The organism is Flavobacterium sufflavum, from assembly GCF_004016525.1.
GTDB lineage: Bacteria > Bacteroidota > Bacteroidia > Flavobacteriales > Flavobacteriaceae > Flavobacterium > Flavobacterium sufflavum.
Genome location: NZ_SACJ01000010.1, coordinates 95,816 through 120,814, shown reverse-complemented (window position 1 = coordinate 120,814; position 24,999 = coordinate 95,816). Strand labels below are relative to the sequence as shown.

21 protein-coding genes are annotated in these 24,999 nt (G+C 33.3%); 10 read left to right on the top strand and 11 right to left on the bottom strand.

Annotation, left to right across the window (positions count from 1 at the left end; all coding sequences use genetic code 11):
• Positions 1-191: 191 nt before the first annotated feature.
• Together lpxD and EOD40_RS14470 are read right to left on the bottom strand one after the other, a co-directional pair.
• Positions 192-1,190 carry a UDP-3-O-(3-hydroxymyristoyl)glucosamine N-acyltransferase gene (lpxD, locus tag EOD40_RS14475; protein ID WP_128196724.1) on the bottom strand — a complete coding sequence of 333 codons (999 nt, stop codon included), beginning with the start codon at positions 1,188-1,190 and terminating at the stop codon, positions 192-194.
• Positions 1,191-1,410: 220 nt separating this feature from the next.
• On the bottom strand, positions 1,411-1,860 hold the full coding sequence (locus EOD40_RS14470; protein ID WP_128196722.1) for a YhcH/YjgK/YiaL family protein: 450 nt from the start codon (positions 1,858-1,860) through the stop codon (positions 1,411-1,413).
• Positions 1,861-2,067: 207 nt separating this feature from the next.
• Here EOD40_RS14470 and EOD40_RS14465 point away from each other — a divergent pair, with 207 nt between their 5' ends.
• Positions 2,068-2,727, top strand: a complete 660-nt coding sequence (locus EOD40_RS14465; RefSeq protein ID WP_128196720.1) for a M15 family metallopeptidase — start codon at positions 2,068-2,070, stop codon at positions 2,725-2,727.
• A 100-nt stretch (positions 2,728-2,827) separates the two neighbouring features.
• On the opposite strand, the gene EOD40_RS14460 is transcribed toward EOD40_RS14465, so the two are convergent.
• The 7 genes from EOD40_RS14460 to tsaD all read right to left on the bottom strand — a co-directional run bounded on the left by EOD40_RS14460 (position 2,828) and on the right by tsaD (position 8,689).
• Entirely contained in the window at positions 2,828-3,397 is a 570-nt protein-coding gene (locus tag EOD40_RS14460) for a hypothetical protein (protein WP_128196719.1), read from the bottom strand.
• A gap of 2 nt (positions 3,398-3,399) precedes the next feature.
• The gene (locus EOD40_RS14455) at positions 3,400-4,581 is read right to left on the bottom strand and encodes a class I SAM-dependent methyltransferase (protein WP_128196718.1); all 1,182 of its coding nucleotides are present in this window, start codon (positions 4,579-4,581) and stop codon (positions 3,400-3,402) included.
• 2 nt (positions 4,582-4,583) lie between these two features.
• Positions 4,584-5,675 carry an AI-2E family transporter gene (locus EOD40_RS14450; RefSeq protein ID WP_128196717.1) on the bottom strand — a complete coding sequence of 364 codons (1,092 nt, stop codon included), beginning with the start codon at positions 5,673-5,675 and terminating at the stop codon, positions 4,584-4,586.
• Between the two features lie 32 nt (positions 5,676-5,707).
• Complete coding sequence (locus tag EOD40_RS14445) at positions 5,708-6,211, bottom strand: TrmH family RNA methyltransferase (RefSeq protein WP_128196716.1); 504 nt, start codon at positions 6,209-6,211, stop codon at positions 5,708-5,710.
• 5 nt (positions 6,212-6,216) lie between these two features.
• Positions 6,217-6,855 (bottom strand): DUF4159 domain-containing protein, encoded by a 639-nt coding sequence (locus EOD40_RS14440; protein WP_128196715.1) that lies wholly within the window; start codon positions 6,853-6,855, stop codon positions 6,217-6,219.
• Between the two features lie 100 nt (positions 6,856-6,955).
• Positions 6,956-7,663, bottom strand: coding sequence for a 16S rRNA (uracil(1498)-N(3))-methyltransferase (locus tag EOD40_RS14435; RefSeq protein WP_128196714.1), 708 nt, complete (start codon positions 7,661-7,663; stop codon positions 6,956-6,958).
• A 3-nt stretch (positions 7,664-7,666) separates the two neighbouring features.
• Positions 7,667-8,689, bottom strand: coding sequence for a tRNA (adenosine(37)-N6)-threonylcarbamoyltransferase complex transferase subunit TsaD (tsaD, locus tag EOD40_RS14430; protein WP_128196713.1), 1,023 nt, complete (start codon positions 8,687-8,689; stop codon positions 7,667-7,669).
• A 202-nt stretch (positions 8,690-8,891) separates the two neighbouring features.
• On the opposite strand from tsaD, the gene EOD40_RS14425 reads away from it, so the two are divergent.
• The 5 genes from EOD40_RS14425 to EOD40_RS14405 all read left to right on the top strand — a co-directional run bounded on the left by EOD40_RS14425 (position 8,892) and on the right by EOD40_RS14405 (position 17,043).
• A complete protein-coding gene (locus tag EOD40_RS14425; protein WP_128196712.1) occupies positions 8,892-13,328 on the top strand; it encodes a translocation/assembly module TamB domain-containing protein in 4,437 nt (1,478 codons plus the stop codon).
• A 279-nt stretch (positions 13,329-13,607) separates the two neighbouring features.
• A complete protein-coding gene (gene pfkA, locus EOD40_RS14420; RefSeq protein WP_128196711.1) occupies positions 13,608-14,594 on the top strand; it encodes a 6-phosphofructokinase in 987 nt (328 codons plus the stop codon).
• An 84-nt stretch (positions 14,595-14,678) separates the two neighbouring features.
• Positions 14,679-15,683, top strand: a complete 1,005-nt coding sequence (gene gap / locus EOD40_RS14415; RefSeq protein ID WP_128196710.1) for a type I glyceraldehyde-3-phosphate dehydrogenase — start codon at positions 14,679-14,681, stop codon at positions 15,681-15,683.
• A 128-nt stretch (positions 15,684-15,811) separates the two neighbouring features.
• Positions 15,812-16,663, top strand: coding sequence for an N-acetylglucosamine kinase (locus tag EOD40_RS14410; RefSeq protein WP_128196709.1), 852 nt, complete (start codon positions 15,812-15,814; stop codon positions 16,661-16,663).
• Positions 16,664-16,668: 5 nt separating this feature from the next.
• A complete protein-coding gene (locus tag EOD40_RS14405) occupies positions 16,669-17,043 on the top strand; it encodes a methylglyoxal synthase (protein WP_128196708.1) in 375 nt (124 codons plus the stop codon).
• Here EOD40_RS14405 and EOD40_RS14400 read toward each other — a convergent pair.
• Positions 17,033-17,413 (bottom strand): RidA family protein, encoded by a 381-nt coding sequence (locus EOD40_RS14400; RefSeq protein ID WP_128196707.1) that lies wholly within the window; start codon positions 17,411-17,413, stop codon positions 17,033-17,035. The genes EOD40_RS14405 and EOD40_RS14400 overlap by 11 nt on opposite strands.
• A 51-nt stretch (positions 17,414-17,464) precedes the next feature.
• Complete coding sequence (locus tag EOD40_RS14395; protein ID WP_128196706.1) at positions 17,465-20,212, bottom strand: putative LPS assembly protein LptD; 2,748 nt, start codon at positions 20,210-20,212, stop codon at positions 17,465-17,467.
• 81 nt (positions 20,213-20,293) lie between these two features.
• Between EOD40_RS14395 and EOD40_RS14390 the strand changes: the two genes are divergently transcribed.
• The 4 genes from EOD40_RS14390 to EOD40_RS14375 all read left to right on the top strand — a co-directional run bounded on the left by EOD40_RS14390 (position 20,294) and on the right by EOD40_RS14375 (position 24,925).
• The gene (locus EOD40_RS14390) at positions 20,294-21,376 is read left to right on the top strand and encodes an N-acetylmuramoyl-L-alanine amidase (RefSeq protein ID WP_128196705.1); all 1,083 of its coding nucleotides are present in this window, start codon (positions 20,294-20,296) and stop codon (positions 21,374-21,376) included.
• 109 nt (positions 21,377-21,485) lie between these two features.
• Positions 21,486-22,571 (top strand): N-acetylmuramoyl-L-alanine amidase family protein, encoded by a 1,086-nt coding sequence (locus EOD40_RS14385; RefSeq protein ID WP_128196763.1) that lies wholly within the window; start codon positions 21,486-21,488, stop codon positions 22,569-22,571.
• A gap of 47 nt (positions 22,572-22,618) precedes the next feature.
• Positions 22,619-23,581: an MlaD family protein gene (locus tag EOD40_RS14380; protein WP_128196704.1), complete on the top strand. Its 963-nt coding sequence runs from the start codon at positions 22,619-22,621 to the stop codon at positions 23,579-23,581.
• 6 nt (positions 23,582-23,587) lie between these two features.
• Positions 23,588-24,925, top strand: coding sequence for a (Fe-S)-binding protein (locus tag EOD40_RS14375; protein ID WP_128196703.1), 1,338 nt, complete (start codon positions 23,588-23,590; stop codon positions 24,923-24,925).
• Positions 24,926-24,999: the final 74 nt, after the last annotated feature.

Here is a 24,999-nt window from a genome sequence, read left to right as displayed (position 1 = left end):
CAATATAAGTTTTATTAATTTGTGTGAATCTGTGTAATTTGCAGTAAAATAAATGCTAAACTTAGCTGATATGACTATATGGTTTAAAAAATGATATTATTTAAGTGTTAGGTTAGTGATAAAAAAAGAACCGCAGATTCACAAAAGTTTAAATTTGCGAATCTGCGGTAAAAAAATAAAAATAAAAAAAATTATTTTTTAGAATCGTTAACGAGTCTTTTTAGAATTGCCCATTGTTTTAACGCATCACGAGCTTCAACGGCAGGGTAGCCTAACATGGTTTTTCCGGCAGGAATATCACAAGTAACTCCTGAACCTGCACCAATAACAGCGCCGTCGCCAATAGTAGTGTGGTCTTTTATCGAAGCGCTTCCTCCAATGATAACACCGTTTCCTAGAGTAACGGAACCTGCTAATCCACTGTTTCCAGCCATAATACAAAACTGTCCTAGCTTACTGTTATGTCCTATTTGAACTAAATTGTCAATTTTACAACCATCACCTAAAACAGTTGAGCTGAATTTACCTCTATCGATACAGCTATTGGCACCAATTTCGACATTGTTTCCAATGATTACATTTCCAATTTGAGGGATTTTAACCAAGCCTTTTTCCGGACAGGGACGGAATCCAAAACCATCCGCTCCAATGGTTGCATTAGGATGAATAATACAGCCGTTACCAATGTGACAACGCTCTCTTACCACCGTTCCTGACCAAATTACCGTGTTTTTTCCAATAGTAGATTCATCAAGGATGGTTACATTAGGATAAATAGTGCTGTTTTCTCCAATTTTTACATTGGGACCCACATAACTTCCGGCGCCAATTTTTGTCCCGGCACCAATACTAGCTGTTTTGTCAACTACTGCATTGGGATGAATATCAACATGAAATTCAGGTAGTGCTGGGGCAAAAAGTTCTAATATTTGCGACATAGCCAAATCGGCATTTTTGACTTTTATGAAAGCCCTGTTTTCTCCAGGTTCAATTGAAATGTCTTCATTTACAACTGCAACACTGGCTTTAGAAGTAGCCCAAAGTTTTTCGTATTTTTTATTTCCAATAAAAGAAATTTCAGAATTTGTGGCAACTTCAAGTTGCTCAGCAGCAGTGATGTTTTGTAATGTGCTGCCGGAGATAATACCTTGAAGGACATCGTTTATTTCTTGTATTGAGTAGGATTTCATAATATGGTTCTGAAAATTAGTTATATAGATGGCTCAAATAAAGTGATTCTTCAGAGACAAACCTAATATTTTAAGAATACTGGGCTGAAGTTTTAACAAAGCTGTGTTTTTAAGAGCGATTTGTAATCTTTTTGGGAATAAAAAAACGAGAATAAAGAGGGGTATAAAACAATAAAACTACCTGAAGAGGTAGTTTTATTGTTTTTAATAAGTTGTGGTTTTATATTTTAACCTTGATGACGATTTTTTTTATTTTTCCATTGCTAATCATAGCTGCATGAACATCTTCTGGAAATAAGATAGTAAATTGTCCCGGATTTAATTCAAAAAACATATCGGGTTTGTCAAAGAAAAAACGAACGTCTTTTTCGTCACTGTAGTCACCGTTTGGGCTCACACATTTTTCTCTTGGTTTCCAGGCATAAGTCTCTGGACCAGCCACACAAACCTGGATGTCGATATTTTTATCATGACATTCAAAATGAACTAAACTTTGTTCTTTTGAATTTCCGTTTCCGGAATTAACGATAATTTTTAAATCATCTGAATATTGGGTTACGCCATCAGCCAGATTAGCTAAGTCGTTTTCATTTAAAAATTGAAATGCCTTTTCGAAAGCAGGATGTAAACCATAGTATTTCGCAGCATTGTTTAATGAATCTACAATCATTTTAAAGTTGTTTTTAATTTTTTGGGTAAAAGTATTGTTGCTTTTTTGAAACAAAAAATAAAAGTACATTTTTAAATTTAATAGCCTAATGAAAAATGTATAAAAAGTCTTTTGTGTTTCATTTATTTAGTCTCCAAGCTTTTTTTAGTTAAGCCATGTTTTGAAACAGAGTTTTGTACATTTGTTTTAAGCCTAAAATTCTCATCGATGATTATTACCTTAAAAAAAATAAGTTTAATTCTATTTTTAGTTGTATTTCTGTCCTGTAAATCACAAATTACGGCAATTTCAACTTCAAAGGAAATTCCTTCTTCCATTGGCGACACTACTTTTGTAAATCTAAAAGACTACAGTTCCGATTTTGTGTATGACATGAAATATGCTACCGATGACAATTTCCTGAAAGCTAAAGTTTATGATTGTGCCGAATGTTATTTGCGATTAAAAACAGTAAGAGCTTTAGTTGTGGCGAATCAGGAATTTATAAAAAAAGGCTACCGAATTAAACTTTTCGATTGTTACCGTCCGTTGGATATTCAAAAAAAGATGTGGGAGATAGTTCCTAATCCGGAATATGTGGCTGATCCGGCCAAAGGTTCCATTCATAATCGGGGAGGAGCGGTAGATATTACTTTGGTAAACAAAAGAGGAAGAGAACTGGATATGGGAACTAAATTTGATTTTTTCGGGATCGAAGCCAGTCATGCCTATGAAAATTTATCCCAAAAAGTAAAGGATAATCGAATGTTACTTAAAAGCATTATGCTAGAAAATGGTTTTAATTCGTTTGATTCAGAATGGTGGCATTATAATTTGAAATCGGCTTTGATGGATGTGGTTTCCAATGAAAAATGGAAGTGTAACTAGTTTTAGATATATAAAAAAGTCAACATTTTCGGTTTATTAGGTTTTAATTAAACTCTGAAAGTGTTGACTTTTTTATGATAAATTATAATCGACTATTGGTTTAGTTCTCGATACATTTTAAATTATTAATGAAATAAGTTTCAGGTTGATAAGTTTTTCCAGTTAATTCCGAAACCAATTGTTTTTTGACGATATAATCTTCGGTATCGGTTAAATATTTTATTCTCATCAATGAAAGTGGAGAACTTTTTAAGTCTTCCATTGTGCCTTTCATAAACATGAAGTTTCCAACAATTACGCGGTTATCAAAACCTTTTTCGTCTCTAATCATGCTGCCACAATATTCCAGATTGGTATGTACCAGAGTGATTACTTTTCCGTTGTTTAGCTGTAAATACAATCTGGAGTTTTTATCAAAACAATTAGCTTTAATAAAACCTTTGCTTTTTTGAATGAGTTGTACATTAAGTGTAGGTAAACCATCAGTTAAAGACAAAGTGTAGAAAATATAGCTTGAAGTTCCTGCGAAAATTTTCTCAGAAATCAGGTATTCTTTGGTGACTTTGTAAGAGCCTACGGAGTCTTTTACATTAGTAGCATAATCACAAAGTGTTTGCGCAAAAGAGTTTAGAGATAAAAAGAATAAGGCGGTAAGTAATAGTTTTTTCATTATTATTTTATTTTGGCGCAAATTAATACTATTTTGGAATTATTTACATCGGTGGTGAAAAAAGTATAAAGATTTCCGCCCTCTTTTATTTTCCATTTTTTTCGAATGTTTTCCACCGTTTCGGGAAAATTACGAGTGGTGATGTTTGATTGTTTTCCACTCAAATAATTTTTCATTTCGATTTTATTGTATGGAAAAGCAGCGGTGATTTCGAAAATTCTACCCGGAAATGAAAGGATTTTATCAGAAGTATATAAATGCGAATGTTTGTGTAATTTATTGATGTTGTAGTTAATGGCAACTTCATCAAAGCCGCCCGATTTCATGATGGCACTATTGGGTTCGTACAAATACTTTTTAGGCAAACTATAAGCAGGAAACACCGATTCCTGATTCATTAAAAACTCAAATGTGTCAATAGTTCCTTTGTTGATATTGACCGTTTTTAAAGTGATTTCGCCCAAATAATCTTTATGCAATTCCCATAAAAGTTCCTTTACTTCGTTTTCCAGCGCTACAATATGAATGTTTTTTACATTTTTCAATTCGGACAATCCCGCCGAAATATCTAATAAAGGTGCGGTTTTGATTAAGATAGCATCCGAATTTTCGAAATAGAAATCAAGGTTTTCAGGCACATTGGGCAAACAGTCTTTGAGCATAAAAACTTTGCCTTTGGCATCATTTCGTCTCGAAGGATCAATGTAAATCCAATCCCATTTTCGATTCAAAGTTTTTAAGGTTTCAAAACTGTCGCCAGCATGACATTCGATATTTTTAATGTTGAGCTGTTCGAAATTGTGTTTTACAATTGCCGAAAGTTCAGGATTAATTTCGCAATGGACTACCGATTTGATTTTGTCAGCAAAAAAAGAATCATCCACACCAAAACCACCGGTAAGATCGATTAAGGATTCTCCCGAAACGATACTGCTTTTGTATAAAGCAGTTGGCTCGGAAGAGGTTTGTTCGACCGAAATTTTACTCGGATAAATAATATTTTTGCAGTTAAACCAAGTAGGTAATTTGTCTTTAGCCTTTGATTTTGCTTCAATCTGATTTAAAACTTTAATCCATTCCACATCAGGAAATGGATTTTTTTGAAGGGCTAATTTCGAAATTGAGTTCCCGATTTGTTTATCAATAAAATCTTGAATTTGTGGTTGTAAAATATTTAAATCCAAACCTAAATATCTTTAGTTAGCAACTGAATAATTTTGTTTTCGGGAAAGAATTCTTTTCCAATAACCTTAAGGATGGTGTACAGCGGAACAGCAATAATCATCCCTAATATTCCCGAAAGAAAACCGGCAATTAAAATTACAAGAAATATTTCCAATGGATGGGAACTGACACTTTTTGAAAAGATAAAGGGTTGCGAAAGATTGTTATCTATGAGTTGTACAATCCAAAATCCTATCAATACATAAAAAGTTGTAGGTAAAATTTCAGTTTGGAAATCGCTTCCTAAATGGCTCAACATGGTTAATAAAGCCGCCAGTATCGATGCAATTAAAGGTCCGATGTATGGAATGATGTTTAAAACAGCACATAAAAAAGCAATGATAAGCGCATTAGGTATGCCGAAAATGATTAAAACAATCAGATATAACAGAAATACGATGAATAATTGGAACAATAATCCAATGAAATAGCGGGAAAGCAAATCGTTGATTTTGTCGAAAGAGTTCAAAAATTTTTCTTCATGACTGTCAGGGATTAGTTTTTTAGCGCCCCGTAAAAAAAGAATCCTGTCTTTTAAAAAGAAAAAAGTAATAAACAATACCGAACCCAATCCTACACCTAAACTGCCGATTGTTCCTAGAATACTGTTTAAAAAATCAGGAATAAAAGTAAAGTTGATTTTAGAAGAAATATTGGCTTCTTTCAATACTTTGGCAGAATCAATATTGTGAGAATCCAGAAAAATCTGGATTTGTTTTAATAATTCAGCAATGTTTTTTTCTATTTCCGCAGTATTTAGCAGCGATAGATTTTGCCCTTGTGAAGCGATTAAAGGAATAAACATTAAAATAAATCCCAAAATAATCAATATAAAAATAGATACCGTAGCAATGCTGGCAAAGACATCGTTGAATTTTAGTCGCTTTTTAAAGAAATTCAGAATAGGTTTTCCTATCATGGTAAGAATTAGCGATATCACTAAATAAGTAAGTACAGTGCTGATTTGATAGAAAAAATACAAAACTAAACCGCTAACAATTACGGTTAATAAAGCGCGAAGGATTCCGTTAGATATCGTTTTTGATGTAATCATAACTGTGTTTTAGGATATAAAGATAAAAAAACTCAAATCATTTTCGAAGTAAATTCATAAAGCGCAATGCTTGCAGCCTGAACCACATTCATACTGCTGTTTTGACCAAACATATCGATATGTACAATTTGATTCGAAATTTTCAAAAGAGCTTCGTTTATGCCATTAATTTCGCTGCCAATTATAAGTGCTGTTTTTTTATTGGCAGGCAAAACTACTTCTTTTAATGATTTGCTGTTTGAAGCAATTTCTAACGAAATTATTTCATAATTATTCTCTTGTAAATAATTAATTAGAGCATCATTTTCTTCAATTACAGTGTAAGGAACGTGTAAATGGGTACTTCTTGACGTTTTATTTATTTTTCGAGGATTCAGTGGGATGTCTTTTCCGGCGAAAATAATTTTCTCAATTCCAAAAGCTTCTCCAATTCTGAAAAGCGAACCAATATTTTGTTGGAAACAAATATTATCACAAACCAGCGTAATAGGAAATTGAGTTTGTTTAAACTGATTTTCTTCGTGTTTTAGTTGCACCTGGATTAGTTGTTAAAGATATAGTTTATAATATTGGCACCCATTTTTAATGCTTTTTCACGTACTTCGGCAGGGTCGTTATGTACTTCGGGATCTTCCCAGCCATCGCCTAAATCACATTCATAAGTATATAGCAGCACTAATCTATTGTCTATGAAAATGCCAAAAGCCTGTGGACGTTTGCCATCGTGTTCGTGTATTTTTGGTAAACCATTGGCAAAAAGATAAGGCTTTTGAAAAATGGCGTGATTGGCAGGGATTTCAATTAATTCCTTAGCGGGGAATATTTTTTTAATTTCTTTTCGAATGTATTGGTCCATTCCATAATTGTCATCAATATGTAAAAAGCCACCACCGTTTAAATATTTTTGAAGATTAACCACATCCGATGCACTAAAAACTACATTCCCGTGTCCCGTCATGTGGGTAAAGGGATAGGAAAATAAATCAGGACTACCGGGTTCTACCGTGGCGGGTTTTGAATTGATAGTGGTGTTGATATGGCTGTTGCAAAAGCGAATTAAATTAGGCAGTGAAGTAGGATTGGCATACCAATCGCCACCACCGCTGTATTTTACCAAGGCAATTTCCTGGGAAAAAGAAGTGAAAGAAATTAATAGTAAAATAAGATGTATTCTTTTCATTTTTTTAGTCCTTAGTGGTTAGTCCTTAGTCCTTAGTTTTTTTAGTCCTTAGTAATTAAACTCATCCTAAACTAAGGACTAAGGACTCAAAAACTAAGGACTATCCTTCATTAAAAAACATCACGCTATGGCAGGCTACTACGGCTGCTGTTTCGGTTCTTAATCTGGTGTTGCCTAAAGAAACGGGAATATAATTGTTTTCTAATGCCAATGTGATTTCTTTAACGGAAAAATCGCCTTCGGGACCAATAAGCAAAGTAATATCTTCGTTAGTTTTCAAAACCGATTTCAATGTTTTTTTATCGGTTTCTTCGCAGTGGGCAATTAATAATGTGCCTTTGTTTTTTTGATTTACAAATTCTTTAAAACTAACTGCTTCGTTCAATTTTGGCAGATAGGCTTCATTACATTGTTTCAATGCAGACAGGATAATTTTGTCAAATCGTTCTTTGTTGATTACCTTTCTTTCGGAGCGATCACAAATGATGGGCGTGATTTCCTGGATACCAATTTCGGTAGCTTTTTCCAAAAACCATTCGTAGCGGTCGTTCATTTTTGTTGGTGCAACGGCCAAGTGCAAATGGAATTTAGGTGTTTCTTTTTTCTCTACAGCATTAATTTTTACCGTGCATTTGTTATCAGATGCTAAAGTGATTTCGCATTCGAATATATACCCCAAACCATTAGTTACAAATAAAATATCGCCGTCTTTTTTTCGCAAGACTTTGATAATGTGTTTGCTTTCTTCTTTGTCGAAAGAAAAGGATGCTGTTTGTTCGTCAATATTTGGATTGTAAAATAATTGCATAGTTTAGAATTGAATTCGCGCTTTAGAAACTACTGAAGCATTTTCGAAATTTTGGGATAAGAACTTTTGATAACCTACAATTCCTATCATGGCAGCATTATCGGTGGTGTATTCAAATTTAGGGACAAATGTTTTCCAACCGTATTTTTCTTCGGCTTTTTTCAGGGTATTTCTAATGCCGGAATTGGCCGAAACACCGCCACCAATGGCAATTTGTTTAATTCCAGTTTCCTGTACCGCTAATTTCAATTTATCCATTAATATCTGGATAATAGTATGTTGAATGGAAGCGCAAATATCGTTGAGGTTTTCATCGATAAAATTCGGATTCTTTTGTTTTTCTTTTTGAATGAAATATAAGATTGCCGTTTTTAAACCTGAAAAACTAAAATCCAGTCTGGGAACTTTTGGTTTGGTAAAAGGAAACGCTTTTGGATTTCCCAGTTGGGCATATTTATCTACTAAAGGACCACCAGGATAAGGAAGACCAAGGATTTTAGCGCTTTTGTCAAAAGCTTCTCCCACGGCATCATCAGTAGTTTCGCCAATTATTTGCATATCAAAAAAATTGTTGACTTTTACAATTTGGGTATGTCCTCCGCTAATGGTTAAGGCCAGGAAAGGAAATTCGGGTTTGTCGTAACCTTCTTCGTCAATAAAATGCGCTAAAATATGGGCGTGCATGTGGTTTACCGCAATAAGCGGAATTCCTAAAGCCAATGCTGTTGATTTTGCAAAAGAACTTCCCACAAGCAAAGACCCCATCAAACCGGGACCTTGGGTAAAGGCAATGGCTGATAATTGTTCTTTCTGGATATTGGCTTTTTTTAAGGCAGCATCAATTACAGGAACAATATTTTGCTGATGGGCACGCGAAGCTAATTCGGGAACAACTCCGCCATATTGTGTGTGAATTAATTGATTTGCCACAACATTTGAAAGTACTTTGTCGTTACATAAAACGGCTGCTGCGGTATCATCGCAGGAACTTTCAATAGCAAGAATAAAAACCTCGGGATTTAGCATAAAAAGGCACAAATTTTGAATTATCTTTAGAAACCGATTTTATTTTTTTTAATTTTACGGCGCAGCCAAAATTAAAGAATTTTTATTAAAGGTTTCGCTCTTTCCTTGGGCAAAATAATATTTCGTAATAAAACCATAGCATATCAAAAAAACGGTTAAAATAACTTCAGGTATAATTCTTGGCTTCATCATCCTTTTGTTGATGCTTGGTATTGCGTTATCATTGCCTGCAGTCCAAACTAAAGTGGGTAAGTATTTAATGAACCGTATCAATAATGATTTTGGAACCCATATCAATATTGATAAAGTTAAGGTGTCGGTTTTAGGTGGTGTTAAAATCCAGAATGTACTGATTTTAGATCATCGTAAGGATACTTTGATTTATTCGAAAATTTTGAACACCAATATTTTTGATCTCAATGGTTTTTTAAATCATGGCGATTTGTTGTTTAAAACCATTCGTTTGGATGGGGTTTTGTTTGATATGAAAACCTACAAAAACGAGAAGAAAACCAATATGGATGTTTTCATTGATGCTTTCGATTCAGGAAAACCGCATACTGGAAAACATTTTCTTCTAACTTCTACTAAGGCTTATATTAATCATGGACATTTTAGACTGACTGATTATAATAGAGCTAACCCTAAAGATGTTGATTTTAAAAATGTCAATATCGAATTGACCGATTTTAAACTTTATGGTCCCGATGTAAATACCAATATCAATAAATTGTCCTTTTTAGATCATAGAGGATTGTTTGTCGAGGATTTAAGTGCTATTTTTAGTTATACCAAGAAAAAAATAAAACTTGAAAATTTAGATTTAAAAACCCCTGAATCTAAAATTAAAGGAGAAGTTACACTTAATTATAAAATTAAGGATTTTGCCCGTTTTAATGATAAAGTAAAATGGGACGTAAAAATTCATTCGGCTGCAATTGCTACAAATGATATCCGACATTTTTATAATGAATTAGGGGTTAATCAGTTTTTTTATATCAACAGAGCTGATGTAAAAGGAACTTTAAACGATTTGTATGTACGTCGTTTGCGTTTAGTTGATTCCAAGAAATCAAGAATTGAAGGAGATATTCGTTTTAAAAATATTTTTGGAAAAGCGCACCAACGTTTTTATATGGATGGTAATTTTAGCAGAATCAATTCCAGTTACGACAATCTGGTAACCATACTCCCGAATGTTCTTGGGAAAAAATTACCTGTAGAATTAAAGACTTTGGGGGATTTTTGGATGGAAGGAAGCACGCAACTTACAGCTACTGCTATTGATGCTGCTTTGAATTTAAGGTCTGAAATAGGAAGAGTGCAGTCGGTTTTTTCAATGACTAATATTGATGTGATTGATAAGGCTGCTTATACCGGAAATGTAGTTTTAGAAGGTTTTAGTGCAGGAACTTTTTTAAATCGTGATGATTTAGGCAAAGTGACTATGGATATTAATGTTGACGGTAAAGGATTTACCCAGAAATATTTAAATACGCAATTGAACGGACTTATAAGTAAAATGGATTACAATAATTATACTTATAATAATATTGCCGTAAACGGTAATTTTAAATTGCCTTATTATAAAGGACGAATTTCGGTGGATGATCCTAATTTGAATATGGAATTTGATGGTTTAGTCGATTTAAGTACCAAAGAAAATAAATACGATTTCCATATTAATGTAGCTAATGCTAATTTGAATAAATTGAAATTAGTAAAAGACAGTGTTGCTAATTTTAAAGGTGATGTCTTGGTGCAGGTTACAGGAAACACCATTGAAAATTTACAGGGTAATGTATATATCAAGCAAACTTCTTATCAAAATGTAAAAGACACTTATACTTTTGATGATTTCAATATCAATTCCACTTTTGATGAAAATAGAATTCGTACGCTAACTATAAATTCTCCTGATATTATCGATGGAAAAGTAGTAGGGCGTTTTCAATTTAAAGAATTAGGAAAATTGACAAGAAATTCTTTGGGTAGTTTGTACACTAATTTTAAGCCAGAGAAAGTAAATAAAGGACAGTTTTTAAAGTTTAATTTCACGGTTTACAGCAAGATAGTTGAGATTTTATATCCCGAAATAGCCTTAGCGACTAATACGGTTTTGAAAGGAAATATCAAATCGGATAATCAGGAATTTAAGATGAATTTCAATTCGCCTAAAATTGTATATGCTAAAAATACCTTCGACAATATTAGGGTGTCTATCGATAATAAGAATCCATTATTTAATGCTTATGTTGAATTAGACAGTATCAAAACGCCTTATTACAAAATGCGTGATTTTAGTTTGATTAATATTACCACAAAAGATACATTACTGTTTCGTTCGGAATTTAAAGGGGGCGAAAAAGGAGAGGATTATTTCAATCTGAACTTGTATCATACTATTGATAAGGACAATAATAATGTGGTGGGTATAAGTAAATCGGAGATGAAGTTCAAAGAAAATTTATGGTATCTCAATCAAAAAGACAGTCCTGATAATAAAATAGTTTTTGATAAATCCTTTAAGAATTTCAATTTTGATAATATCGTATTGTCTCATGAAAACCAATCGGTGGCTCTGAATGGGACAATCAAGGATAATCTGAATAAGGATTTTGAGCTCAGTTTTAAAGATGTCGATTTGTATAAGATTACACCTTTAAGTAGTAAGTTTGTTTTTAACGGAAATGTAAATGGTGCGATCCATTTTAAACAAAACAATCAAGTCTATAAGCCTACTGCTTCGATAGTAGTTGACAAATTGAATATTAATAAAACCGATTTAGGAGTTTTAAGATTTAATATCGAAGGCGATCAAAATCTGGAAAAATTTACTATTGATTCGTATTTGCAAAATGACAATTTAGAATCTTTTAATGCTAATGGAAGTTTCGAAGTCGTTAATAAAAAGACGATGCTGGATTTAAAACTGAAATTGGATAGGTTTAATCTTGGGGTTTTCAGTTCTCTGGGAGGTGATGTTTTGTCTAATATCAGAGGTTTTGTAACAGGAAATTCGATTGTAACGGGTGATGTAAACAAACCTAAAATCAGTGGTCGATTATTTGTAGACAAGGCAGGAATGACTATTCCGTATTTAAATGTTGATTATCAATTGAGTGATCGTTCAGTAGTCGATTTGGTTGATGAGACGTTTTTGTTTAGAAATAATACCATTACCGATTCGAAATTTAATACCAAAGGATTGTTGAATGGTAGTATTGAGCACAATAATTTTTCTGATTGGAAATTAGATTTTGCAATTGCTTCCAGAAAATTAGTTGTCTTAGATACTAAGGATTCTGAAGATGCGGCTTATTATGGAACTGCATTTATAAATGGAAACGCTACTATCAAAGGGCCTACAAATTCCTTATTTATAAAAATTGATGCAAAATCAGAGAAAGGTTCCGATGTTAAAATTCCAATTAATTATGCTGAGAGTGTAGGCGAAAATTCATTTATCCATTTTTTAACGCCTAAAGAAAAGTACAATAAAAAAATGGGTATCGTTGAAAATAGCCGTAAATACAACGGACTCGAATTGGAATTTGATTTGGATATCACACCTGATGCCGAAGTAGAGGTAATTTTAGACCGTAATTCAGGTCATGGAATGCGCGGTAGAGGTTATGGTTCGTTGTTGTTTAAAATCAATACTCTGGGTAAATTTCAAATGTGGGGAGATTTCCAGGCTTATGAAGGAACCTATAATTTTAAATACGGCGGATTAATTGATAAAAAGTTTGACGTTAAAAAAGGAGGTTCTATTTCCTGGGAAGGAAATCCAATGCGGGCACAGCTTAATTTACAGGCGGTTTATAAAACCATTGCCAATCCTGCAGTTTTATTGGATAATTCTTCATTTAACAGAAAGGTGCCGGTGAATGTAATTATTGGAATTCAAGGAGATTTGGCCAGCCCGGATCCTGATTTTAATATTGAGTTCCCAACGGTGAGTAATGTTTTGAAATCAGAAATTCAATATAAATTATACGATAAAGATGTTAGGCAAACCCAGGCCTTGTATTTACTTTCTTCAGGAGGTTTTTTAAGTCCGGAAGGGGTAAATCAATCTGATTTTTCAGGAAGTTTGTTCGAAACGGCTTCCAGTTTATTAGGTGATATTCTAAAAACAGATAGTGATAAGTTTAAGGTAGGTTTAAATTATATTTCTCCGGACAAAAGGATTGGTAAAGAAACCGATGGTAGAGTAGTGGCTACTATTTCTTCCAAAGTTAATGAGCGAATTACGATTAACGGAAAAGTGGGGGTTCCATTTGGAGGAATCAATGAATCGGCTGTTGTTGGGGATGTTGAGGTTCAGTACAGAGTGAATCAGGACGGAACAATGAATTTGAGGCTGTTTAACAGAGAAAACGATATTAATTATATTGGACAAGGAATTGGTTACACCCAAGGATTAGGGGTTACCTATGAAGTAGATTTTGATACCTTTAGGGAATTGGTTAATAAAATATTTAAAAAGTACAAAATTCAGAGAGTAGATACTACAAATGAATATTTCCAGGATTCTAATGTAACACCTGAATATATTAATTTCAACAAAAATAAATCGCCTAAAAAAGAAGACATAAAAAATAATACCGAGGCTGTTAAAACTGACGAAGATTAATTTTGTGAAATCGAATGCTCTTTGTTTGGATTTGATTTTTAAGCACTTTGTTATAATTTGAACTTGTTTCGTATAAATGTTATTTAAACGTCAATAATAAGTTATTCTTAGTTAAATTCTCTAAAAATCGATTTCTGTCAAAAAAAAACTGTGTTTTTTTGTTTTTTGTGAAACTTATTAACGAAAACGTTTGAATTTAAGGCGATTAGTTAAAATAACAAGGCAGACCCTTTTAAAGTGATTAATGTTTCTTAATTTTACGTTTCAAAACTAAAAACAATGCAAAAACTAATAAAAAAAATAGGCGTTCTTACCTCTGGTGGAGATTCCCCGGGAATGAATGCTGCAATACGCTCAGTTGTTCGTACATGTGCTTATCATAATATAGAATGTGTAGGTATATATAGAGGTTACCAAGGAATGATTGAAGGTGACTTTATCGAAATGGGACCTAGAAGCGTAAATAATATTATTAATAAAGGTGGAACAATTTTAAAATCGGCACGTTCAGCTGAATTTAGAACTCCTGAAGGAAGAAAAAAAGCTCATGAGAATTTAGTTAAAGAAGGAATTGAAGCTTTGGTAGTTATCGGAGGAGATGGAAGTTTTACAGGAGCTTTGATGTTTAACTCAGAATATAATTTCCCGGTAATGGGAATTCCTGGTACTATCGATAATGATATTTATGGGACAAGTCATACACTTGGATATGATACAGCTTTAAATACTGTTGTAGATTGTATCGATAAAATTAGAGATACAGCCAGTTCTCACAACCGTTTATTCTTTGTTGAGGTAATGGGTAGAGATGCAGGGCATATCGCTTTGAATGCTGGAATTGGAGCTGGAGCAGAAGAAATTTTGATTCCTGAAGAAGATTTAGGATTAGAGAGACTTTTAGAATCACTTCAAAAAAGTAAGGCTTCCGGAAAATCATCAAGTATAGTGGTCATTGCTGAAGGCGATAAAATTGGTAAAAATGTATTCGAATTAAAGGATTATGTAGAGAGTAATTTACCTGAATACGATGTTCGTGTATCGGTATTAGGACACATGCAACGTGGTGGTTCACCTTCTTGCTTTGATAGAGTTTTGGCTAGCCGTTTAGGTGTGAAAGCAGTAGAGTCTTTATTAGACGGAGTTTCAAATTTCATGGTAGGATTGAAAAACGATACAGTAAATCTTACTCCATTAGTACAAGCTATAAAAGGGAAATCAGAAATTGACAGAGAATTATTGAGGGTTTCTGATATTATAACAACTTAATAAAAATTGTAGCAGAATTAATCATTAAATTTGCGAAAATTTTTCAACTTAGAATAATAAACAATAAATAAATAAAGAAAAGAAATGTCAAAAGTAAAATTAGGAATAAACGGTTTCGGGAGAATCGGGAGAATTGTTTTTAGAGAGTCTTTCAACAGAGACAATGTAGAAGTAGTTGCAATCAACGACTTGTTAGATGTAGATCACTTAGCTTACTTATTAAAATATGATTCTGTTCACGGTCAATTTAACGGAACAGTTGAAGTAAAAGAAGGAAAATTATACGTAAACGGAAGAAACATCCGTATCACTGCTGAAAGAAACCCAGCTGATTTGAAATGGAATGAAGTTGACGTTGATGTAGTTGCTGAATGTACTGGTATCTTCACAACTATCGAAACTGCAAATGAGCATATCAAAGGTGGTGCTAAAAAAGTAATTATTTCTGCTCCTTCTGCTGATGCTCCAATGTTTGTAATGGGAGTAAACCACGAAACTGCAAAAGCTTCTGATTTAGTTGTTTCTAACGCTTCTTGTACTACTAACTGTTTAGCTCCTTTAGCTAAAGTAATCAACGATAATTTTGGAATTGTTGAGGCTTTAATGACTACTGTTCACGCTACAACTTCAACTCAAATGACTGCTGACGGACCTTCTAGAAAAGACTGGAGAGGTGGACGTGCTGCTGCTATAAACATCATTCCTTCTTCTACAGGAGCTGCAAAAGCTGTTGGAAAAGTAATTCCTTCTTTGAATGGAAAATTAACAGGTATGGCTTTCCGTGTTCCTACTGCTGACGTTTCTACAGTAGATTTAACTGTAAAAGTGGCTAAAGAAACTTCTTATGAAGAAATTATGGCTGTTTTGAAAAAAGCTTCAGAAAACGAATTGAAAGGTATCTTAGGATATACTGAAGATGCTGTTGTTTCTCAAGATTTTATCTCTGACAAAAGAACTTCAATCATTGATGCTACTGCAGGTATTGGTTTGAACTCTACTTTCTTCAAATTAGTATCTTGGTACGATAATGAGTATGGATACTCTAGTAAATTAATTGATTTATCAGTTCATATTGCTGGATTAAAATAATAAAACTCTAAATTTAAAATCCCGTTATGAAAATTAACGGGATTTTTATTTTTAAAACTAAACGATTAACGTTAAATTCAATTGAAGTTTAATGAAAATCAAAAACTAACACACCAAAAAAAGAACGAATGAAATTAATTGTTGATAGTGGTTCTACCAAGGCCGATTGGATTGCGATAGATGATCACGGAAAAATATTATTTACCACCCAAACTTTAGGATTGAACCCGGAAATCTTAGAAGGAGAGCAAATTGTTGAAAGACTTGATGACCGATTTGATATTCAACAAAGTAAAAAAGCAGCAACACATTTGTATTTTTATGGTGCAGGTTGTGGAACTGATAGAATGAAAATTGCTTTGAAAGAAGTTTTTCAGGATTATTTTCCTAATGCTCAAATTGTAGTTGAGGAAGATACTTATGCAGCAGTTTATGCAACTACTCCAAAAGATCAAAAAGCAATTGTTTGTATTTTAGGAACAGGTTCAAATTGTAGTTATTTTGATGGAACTTTATTGCATCAAAAAGTACAATCATTAGGGTATATCGTTATGGATGATTCTAGTGGAAATGTTTACGGAAAGGAATTGATTAGAAAATACTATTTTAATAAAATGCCAAAGGATTTGGTTGTTGAATTTGAAAAAGAATTTAATGTTGATCCTGATTTTATTAAAAGTAAATTATATAAAGAAGAAAATCCTAATGCTTATTTAGCCACTTTTGCTAAATTTTTAATTCAACATAAGGATACTGAATTTTGCCAAAAAATAATTCGTAAAGGGATGAAATCTTTTGTCAAAAATTATGTAATGCAATATGATAATTGCAAAGAAGTACCTGTGCATTTTGTAGGTTCTATTGCTTATTATTTAAAGGATGAATTACAACATGCTTTTGATAAATACAATCTTCAATTAGGAAACGTATTGAGAAGACCAATAGATGGTTTGATTTCGTACCATGTCGCTAATCAATAAGAATTATGGAAATTGCTATTATTTCACACGATGGTAAAAAAGCTGATATGGTTCAGTTTTTAAACAAAAATAAAGACATTTTATTGAGAGACAGTATTGAGCTTATTGCTACTGGTACTACAGGAGGAAGAGCCGAAAAAGCAGGTTTTAAGGTAATGAAAATGCTTTCGGGACCTATTGGTGGTGATGCGCAAATTGCGGCTAGGGTTGCTGAAGGAAAAACACACATGGTTTTCTTTTTCAAAGATCCTTTGGCGAGTCACCCACACGAACCAGATGTTAATATGCTCGTTCGTGTATGTGATGTCCATAATGTGCCTTTAGCTACAAATGAGGCTACTGCACAATTGTTATTAGATGCAATTGCTACTAGAGTATAGCAATTACTGATATCTCAACATTTACATTTTTTGGCAAGCATGCCACTTGAACCGTTTCACGTGCTGGAGCGGTTTTTTCGTTAAAATAAGATCCGTAAATGGTATTGATACTTCCAAAATCATTCATGTTCATGATGAAAATCGTCGATTTTACCACGTTTTCGAAAGTCATTCCTGCGGCTTCTAAAACTGCTTCTAGGTTTTTCATTACCTGCGTTGTTTCGGCTTCAATAGTGCTAGTAACTAAAGTTCCGTCAGCAGGATTGATAGCAATTTGTCCTGAAGTGTATAAAGTGTTTCCTGTAAGTATGGCTTGGTTGTAAGGTCCAATAGGAGCTGGTGCTTTTTCTGTAAAAATTACTTTCTTCATGTTACTAAAATTTAAGATGAAACCAAAGTTGTTTTTGTGTAAATAAAAATATTAACGATTCGGATAACTACGTTTTTCCCATTTGATATCGCTTAGGATACCCGATTTAATTCCGATGAAGAAATTCCAGTTCGCATTGGTTCCAAAAGGAGTCCAGTTAAAACTCAATCTCCAGCTTGCTAAATCACGTTCAAAACGCAATTGAGTGTAAGTTACTCCTTTTTGTACAAAATCGTATCCTGTCGAAACTCCTACCTTCCATTTAGGAGTTAAATCGGTATTGGCGGATATCATGATAGAGTTACCTGTGATTTGCTTTTCCCTATTGTTGTTTCCGTAGGTAAATGAATAGGCAAAAGTCATATCCCATGGTATTTTTGAATTGAAAAACTCCGAAATAGTGTCTTCGCCTTTTTCCTCGCTACCATCAAACTGACTCTTTCTGTTGTCATTTAAATCGGTAGCTCTTCCAAAAAGATCGTCTTCACGACCTCCATTCCTGGTGGTTTGATCGTCTTTTTTATCTTTTTTATTGTCCTTGTCCTTGCTGGAGAGCGAATAGTTTAAGGTAATGTTGGCACTGGTCATTCGGAATAAGCTTCCACCATTGTCAATATTGTACTTGTTTATTCTTTGTCCTGAATTATCAATAGCATAAGGATCTAAGGTCGTGGCAAAGTTGGCATTCAATTTATTTTCGAAAAATTGTGCTCCGGTACTTACCCTTACAGGAGACCAGGCTAGTGCAGTAACTCCATCGGCATCAAGATTGTAGCTTGTAGATAGATTCAGGTTGTTTAGCAACATGACTTTCTTAGGTTCTGTTTTTGTAGAATCGGCATCTCTTACTTTAGCTTCAAAGGTGTTGCTGATGCTTATTCCTAAGGTGTTAGAATTGCTTAGTCCAGGTGCTCCAAACATACCGCCTTCAAAACGGGTGTATTGTTTGTCCATTCTTCCACTTGCATCAGAGGAATAGGTGTCGTAATATTTTTCAAAACTAGGAGTATAGCCATAAGAAATCGATGGTCTCATGACGTGTCTGATAGCCTGTATTTTTTTATCGTCACCAAAATTGAAAGTTCCATAAATGGTAGTTCCTAAACTTGCCGATAAATTGTAAGTTCTAAAAGCATCAAATCCGTTTACTGTTCGATCCACTACAGCACTTTTGTCGCTGTCATACCCTCTTCGGATGGTTTTTAGATACCAAATTTCTTCATAATTTACCGATGTTGTAGCACTAAAATATTTAAATAATTTAAAGTTGGTACTTAAAGGAATACTGTGTTGGAAACCAACTTGTGCATCTTTAAACATTCCAGGTTTGAAAAACAAAGAATCTGTTGTGTTGATGTAATTTCTACCGTTCAGATTGTATTGTAAATTGATGTTTTTAAAGAATCCCTTTTTTACCCCATCTTTTCCAACAAATGGGTAAATTCTATCCAAACTAAATTGCAACGTAGGCAGGGTCATGTTGATACTTTGGGTTTGCGTGTTTTGCGAATGCGTTGCAGACAATGACAATCTGGCTTGTGGTACGATGTTAAATGTCTTAGAATACGAAATCGAGGAACTCAAGGTGTTGTTCAGCGTCGAACCATTGTTAGATTGGTTGATAGACTGTTTGAAATATTTACTACTTCCTAAGTTAACGGATGCTGAGAAACTCGAATTGGGATTTGCTTTGGAATCCCTCGAATGCGACCATTGGATATTATAGATGTTTTGCCTTGAATAGTCAGGATATCCTCTCTCGCTGTTGATAAGATTTTCAAAACGAAAGTTTACATTTCCTCTAAATTTATAGCGAGTAGCGTAAGCAGATTCAAATCGCATTCCGTAACTACCATTAGTATAATAATCTCCCAGTACTGTTAAGTCATAATGATCGCTCAATGCAAAATAATACCCTCCGTTTTGCAAAGAAAATCCTCTAGTGTTAGAGTCGTTATAACTAGGTAAAATCAATCCTGATACGCTTGTTTCTTTACTCATTGGGAAAAAAGCAAAGGGAAGGGCAATAGGAGTAGGAACGTCGGCAATAACCAGATGTGTTAATCCGGTAATCACTTTTTTACCAGGAATAAATTTTACTTTAGAGGTTTGGAAATAATATTCTGGATTTTCTTTATTGGTAGATGTTGTAAAACGAGCACCTTTTAAAAAGTAAACGGAATCATTTTCTTTTTTTGTAATAGCTGCTTTTACATTAAATTCACCCTGATCAGTTTTGGAATTCCAAATCAACGCCTTTTTTGTTTTAAAATTAAAACGAATCGAATCGGGTTCTATAACATTGGAACCTTGTTTGAAGTTTGGATATTGGGTAAATTTCCCCGTTGAATCTTTAATTCTACCAGCGTAAACCTCATTTTTTTCGTAATCCAATATGATTTTACCTGATTTTAATTCGATATCCTGATAGTAAAGTTCTGCATTGTCATATAAAGTGATTAATTTCTTCTTTTGGTCAATCTTAGCGTAATTGTCGGCTTTGTATTTTACCTTTCCTTCAAGAAAAGCTTTTTTAGGTTTTATACTGTCTGTTTTTATACTGTCATTTTCTTTTTTAAGAGTATCAGTAACAGTAGTTTTAGTTTCTTTTTTTGATTTAGCCTCTTTTTTTGATGGCTTAGCCGAGATGGTTTTCGTTTTTTTAGAGATATCTTGCGAGTATATGTTAGACATCCCAATTGTTAGGAAAAATGATAATAAAACGATATGAAATAAGTTTGTATGCAAAGGTATAAATGCTATTTTTGTAAAATTATGGCTTGTTTTTTGAAGTGTCAAACTTACAGATTATTTTTCGTCAAAAATAGTCAAATACAAAATTTCTAAGCATAGTGTTTTTAATTAAATTAACTTTTAAAAATGAAATCCAATTATAAGAACTTTATTTTAATAGCAATTTTAATGTTGTTTGGATTTAGTTCAGTTTTTTCCCAGAATAACAAGGTTTTTAAAGTCATTCTTGATGCGGGTCACGGAGGAAAAGATCCCGGGAACTCTTATCACGGTTTTGTGGAAAAAGAAATCGCGCTTAAAACAGTTTTAAAGGTTGGAGAATTTTTAGAAAAAGCACATGGTGTAAAAGTCATATACACCCGTACTTCAGATGTGTTTATTGAATTAGTTGACAGACCTAAAGTTGCTAATAAAGCCAATGCAAATTTATTTGTATCCATACATTGCAATTCAGTTAAAAATGAAGGGCCAAATGGTACAGAAACTTTTGTTATGGGGTTGTCCAGACATGACATGAATTTAGAAGTAGCTAAAAAAGAAAATTCGGTTATTTTGCTAGAGAAAGATTATAAGACAAAATATCAGGGTTTTGATCCTAAAAAACCAGAAACATTGATAGGATTGACGATGATTCAGGAAGAAAATCTAAATAATAGTATTGCTTTAGCGTCAAGAATTCAGGGTAATTTTACAAAAAAAATAAAAAGAGGTTCAAGAGGCGTGAAGCAGCAGCCTTTATGGGTGCTGGATGCGGCTTATATGCCTAGTGTTTTGATTGAATTAGGTTTTTTATCTAATAAAGCGGAAGGAAGCTTTTTGGATTCAGAAGAAGGGCAAACTAAAATGGCAGAACAAATTGCCGATGCTATTTTAGATTATAAAAACAAAAATTTTGAAGCAAACGAATCAAAATACGATTATAAAGAGAAAAAAGATTCAACTAAGAAAAAAAATAGTGAAGCATCAGTAAAAAATACTGATTCAGCTGATTTAATCTATAAAGTACAGCTTTTGGCAAGTCCGAAAAAAATAAAATTACAACCGAGTAATTTTAAAGGTCTGAAAAATGTATCCTATGTATTTTTGAATAATCTTTACAGATACATGTATGGAGGAACTTCAAGTTTTGAGGAAGCTAAAAAATTGCAGTCAGAAGCCAGGAATGTAGGGTATTTAAAGGCGTTTATTGTTAATGATAATGAAGAATAGCTTTAGGAATAACAATGAGTTGTTTAGGGATTTAATGAGTAAAAAATAAAAGATTTTGGAATTAATAAATAAAATAAGAAAAGCAACTACGGTATTATCGTTTTTAGTAATGGTAGTTTGTAACTCAGCATACAGTCAATCGGATGTTTTTAAGGTAACTCTTGATGCAGGTCATGGAGCGCACGATTTTGGAGCTAATTATAATGGACATATCGAAAAAAATATTGCCTTGGCTGTGGTTTTGAAAGTGGGGAAAATTTTAGAAGAAAATCCTAAAATTGAGGTTATATATACCCGTAAAACGGATGTTTTTATTGATTTGGTCGAAAGAGCCAATATTGCCAACAGAGCCAATGCTAATATTTTTGTTTCTATCCATTGTAATGCTAATAGAAACACAGCTGCTGACGGAACGGAAACATATGTAATGGGTTTGAGTAAAGTTGCATCGAACCTGGAAGCCGCTAAAAAAGAGAACTCGGTTATTACCTTAGAAAAAGATTATAAACGTAAATATGAAGGTTTTGATCCGAATTCTCCTGAGTCAATGATTGGAATGACATTAATGCAGGAAGAATATTTAGATAATAGTATTTCGTTAGCCAGTAAAGTTGAAGATAATTTTGAGAAATTAGGAAAAAAAATTCGTCAGGGTGGAGTAAAACAAGCTCCTTTTATGGTACTGCATAAAGCTTATATGCCAAGGGTTTTGATTGAAACTGGATTTATATCTAATTATGAGGAAGGGAATATCTTAGATTCTGAAGAAGGTCAAAATGATATTGCCAGAGCTATTGCCAATGCGATTGTTAGTTATAAAAACGAATATTTTGGTGGTGAATCAGATGTGGATGTAAAGCCTTCACAAAGAATGCTTGAAAGAACCGAAGATACCGCTAAAGAAAAGTCAGATTCTGATGAACCTAAAAGCCAGGTAAAATCAGATGTTGTTTTTAAAGTTCAGCTTGCAGTTACGGCTAAAAAATTAGACTTGGATTCTAAAAGATTCAAAGGCCTGAAAAATGTGTCTATGGAGCCTACAGGTGAAAATTATAAATATTTTTATGGGGAAACCGCTGATTATGAGGTGTCCAAAAAACTTTTAGATGAAGCAAAATCCAAAGGCTTTAATTCTGCTTTTTTAGTTGCGTATAAAAAAGGCAATAAAATCGATGTTCAAGACGCAATTAAATAACGCCAAGTTCTAATATTTATACTAAATTTGCACTAAATACTTATATTTTGAAATTAACTAGAGAGATTAAAACTGCGATTTTAGTAATTGCATCGATATTATTATTTATTTTGGGGTATAGTTTTTTAAAAGGAAAAGACCTTTTTAACAGTTATACCACATTGTATGTAGAATATGACAGTGTAGAAGGTTTAGCACCATCAGCTCCGGTAACTTTAAACGGTTTGGTTATTGGTAAAATAGAAAAAATCAGTATTGACCCTAATACTGGTAAACTATTGGTTGAATTGCAAATTAAAACTGATTTTCCAATTGCAAAATCAAGTCTTGCTACCATCTACGAGCCGGGATTCATAGGCGGAAAACAAATTGCTATTGAGCCTAATTTTTCAGACAAGAATATTGTAGAACAAGGAGATCACCTAAAAGCAAATGTGCGATTAGGAATGACTGAATCTTTGAGTAAAAAATTAGTTCCACTTCAGGATAAAATTGAAAAAGTATTAGTTAATGCCGACAATCTTATCACCGGTATCAATAATGTCCTTAATAAAAAAACGCAGGAAGATTTAAAGAAAAGTTTAGCTGAATTGAGCAAAACAATGGAGCAGTTCCATCAGGCTTCTGCCGGAGTGAACTCAATGTTGGCAGATAACAAAGCTCAAATTAACGGGGCTGTTTCTAATTTTAATAAGGTTTCCAGTAATTTTTCAAAAATCTCAGATTCTTTAAACAAAGCCGATTTAGGAAAAACGGTTAAAAGTTTAAATACTACTTTGGCAAAAGTAAACGGAATCATGACTGGTTTAGAAGCCGGAAACGGAAGTATGGGCAAGTTATTAAACGACGATATGTTTTATAATAATTTATCTAAAACTTCAAAAGAGTTAGAGTTACTGCTTCAAGACGTTCGTTTGTATCCTACAAGATATGTTAATGTTTCTCTTTTTGGGAAGAAAAACAAGCCTTATAAAGCACCTAATGATACCATTTCAAAAGTTAAAAAATAACACGATATGAGTTATTTAGATAATATATTATTTGCAATAGTTTTAATTGTTGGTTTTGGTTATTTCATTTCCAATATCAAAAAAATCTACAGAAATATCAATTTAGGTATTGATGTAAATAGAAAAGACAATCCAAATCAAAGATGGAAAAACATGGCTATGATTGCTTTGGGGCAATCAAAAATGGTTAGAAGACCTATAGCCGGTGTGCTTCACATCATTGTTTATGCAGGTTTTATAATTATCAATATCGAATTACTGGAAATCATCATTGATGGATTATTTGGTACACACCGCATTTTTGCTCCCTTTTTAGGTAGTTTTTATAATGTATTAATTGCTTCTTTCGAAATATTAGCCTTATTGGTTATTGTTGCGGTAACCGTATTTTGGATGAGAAGAAACATAGTAAGATTAAAGCGTTTTATAAATCCTGATTTGAATGGATTTCCTAAAAAGGATGCCAATTATATCCTTTATGCTGAAACCATATTAATGTTCTTGTTTTTGTTTATGAATGCTTCCGATTTGCATTTGCAAAATGTTCCCGGAGGTTATTCGCATTTTATACAAGCAGGTTCTTTTCCTGTAAGTCAGTTTTTGGAACCTTTATTTAATGGAACTAACAGTAATTTGGTAGCTTTGTTTTATGAACTGTTTTGGTGGTTGCACATAGTTGGGATTTTAGTATTTATGAACTATTTGTACTTCTCAAAACACCTTCATATTTTATTGGCTTTCCCAAATACTTATTTCGCTAATTTAAATCCGCTGGGAGAGTTTGATAATTTAGCTTCTGTTACTAAAGAAGTAAAAATGATGATGGATCCTAATGTAGATCCATTTGCTGCTCCTGCAGCTCCGGAAGGAGAAGTTCATGCAAAATTTGGAGCTAGTGATATACAAGACTTAAATTGGGTACAATTGCTTAATGCTTATACCTGTACCGAATGTGGAAGATGTACATCAGTTTGTCCGGCTAATGTTACTGGAAAGAAATTGTCTCCTCGTAAAATTATGATGGATACCCGCGACAGAATGGAGGAAGTGGGTAGAAATATCGATGCCAATAAAGGTGTTTTTGTACCGGATAATAAGTCATTGTTGAATGATTATATCACTCCCGAAGAACTTTGGGCATGTACTTCTTGTAATGCTTGTGTTGAGGAATGTCCTGTTAGTATTAGTCCTTTGTCTATAATTATGGATATGCGTCGTTATTTAGTAATGGAGCAAAGTGCTGCGCCAACCACTTTGAATGCCATGATGACTAATGTAGAAAACAATGGAGCGCCTTGGCCTTACAATCAGCAGGATCGATTGAATTGGAAGAACGAAAACTAATCTCATTTTTGATTTAGTTTTAAAAAAATGAATAACACTTACAATTAGCTTTTAAGCTTTTTGAAAAATAGATA

Excerpts from the sequence above, each read along its gene's own strand:
- EOD40_RS14400 (WP_128196707.1), bottom strand. The coding sequence starts at position 17,413 with ATGAAGAAAGTAATTTTTACAGAAAAAGCACCAGCTCCTATTGGACCT.
- gap (WP_128196710.1), top strand. The coding sequence starts at position 14,679 with ATGTCAAAAGTAAAATTAGGAATAAACGGTTTCGGGAGAATCGGGAGA.
- EOD40_RS14460 (WP_128196719.1), bottom strand. The coding sequence starts at position 3,397 with ATGAAAAAACTATTACTTACCGCCTTATTCTTTTTATCTCTAAACTCT.
- EOD40_RS14450 (WP_128196717.1), bottom strand. The coding sequence starts at position 5,675 with ATGATTACATCAAAAACGATATCTAACGGAATCCTTCGCGCTTTATTA.
- lpxD (WP_128196724.1), bottom strand. The coding sequence starts at position 1,190 with ATGAAATCCTACTCAATACAAGAAATAAACGATGTCCTTCAAGGTATT.
- EOD40_RS14425 (WP_128196712.1), top strand. The coding sequence starts at position 8,892 with ATGCTTGGTATTGCGTTATCATTGCCTGCAGTCCAAACTAAAGTGGGT.
- EOD40_RS14470 (WP_128196722.1), bottom strand. The coding sequence starts at position 1,860 with ATGATTGTAGATTCATTAAACAATGCTGCGAAATACTATGGTTTACAT.
- EOD40_RS14435 (WP_128196714.1), bottom strand. The coding sequence starts at position 7,663 with ATGCAATTATTTTACAATCCAAATATTGACGAACAAACAGCATCCTTT.
- EOD40_RS14390 (WP_128196705.1), top strand. The coding sequence starts at position 20,294 with ATGAAATCCAATTATAAGAACTTTATTTTAATAGCAATTTTAATGTTG.
- EOD40_RS14405 (WP_128196708.1), top strand. The coding sequence starts at position 16,669 with ATGGAAATTGCTATTATTTCACACGATGGTAAAAAAGCTGATATGGTT.
- EOD40_RS14465 (WP_128196720.1), top strand. The coding sequence starts at position 2,068 with ATGATTATTACCTTAAAAAAAATAAGTTTAATTCTATTTTTAGTTGTA.
- EOD40_RS14385 (WP_128196763.1), top strand. The coding sequence starts at position 21,486 with ATGGTAGTTTGTAACTCAGCATACAGTCAATCGGATGTTTTTAAGGTA.
- tsaD (WP_128196713.1), bottom strand. The coding sequence starts at position 8,689 with ATGCTAAATCCCGAGGTTTTTATTCTTGCTATTGAAAGTTCCTGCGAT.
- pfkA (WP_128196711.1), top strand. The coding sequence starts at position 13,608 with ATGCAAAAACTAATAAAAAAAATAGGCGTTCTTACCTCTGGTGGAGAT.
- EOD40_RS14375 (WP_128196703.1), top strand. The coding sequence starts at position 23,588 with ATGAGTTATTTAGATAATATATTATTTGCAATAGTTTTAATTGTTGGT.
- EOD40_RS14440 (WP_128196715.1), bottom strand. The coding sequence starts at position 6,855 with ATGAAAAGAATACATCTTATTTTACTATTAATTTCTTTCACTTCTTTT.
- EOD40_RS14410 (WP_128196709.1), top strand. The coding sequence starts at position 15,812 with ATGAAATTAATTGTTGATAGTGGTTCTACCAAGGCCGATTGGATTGCG.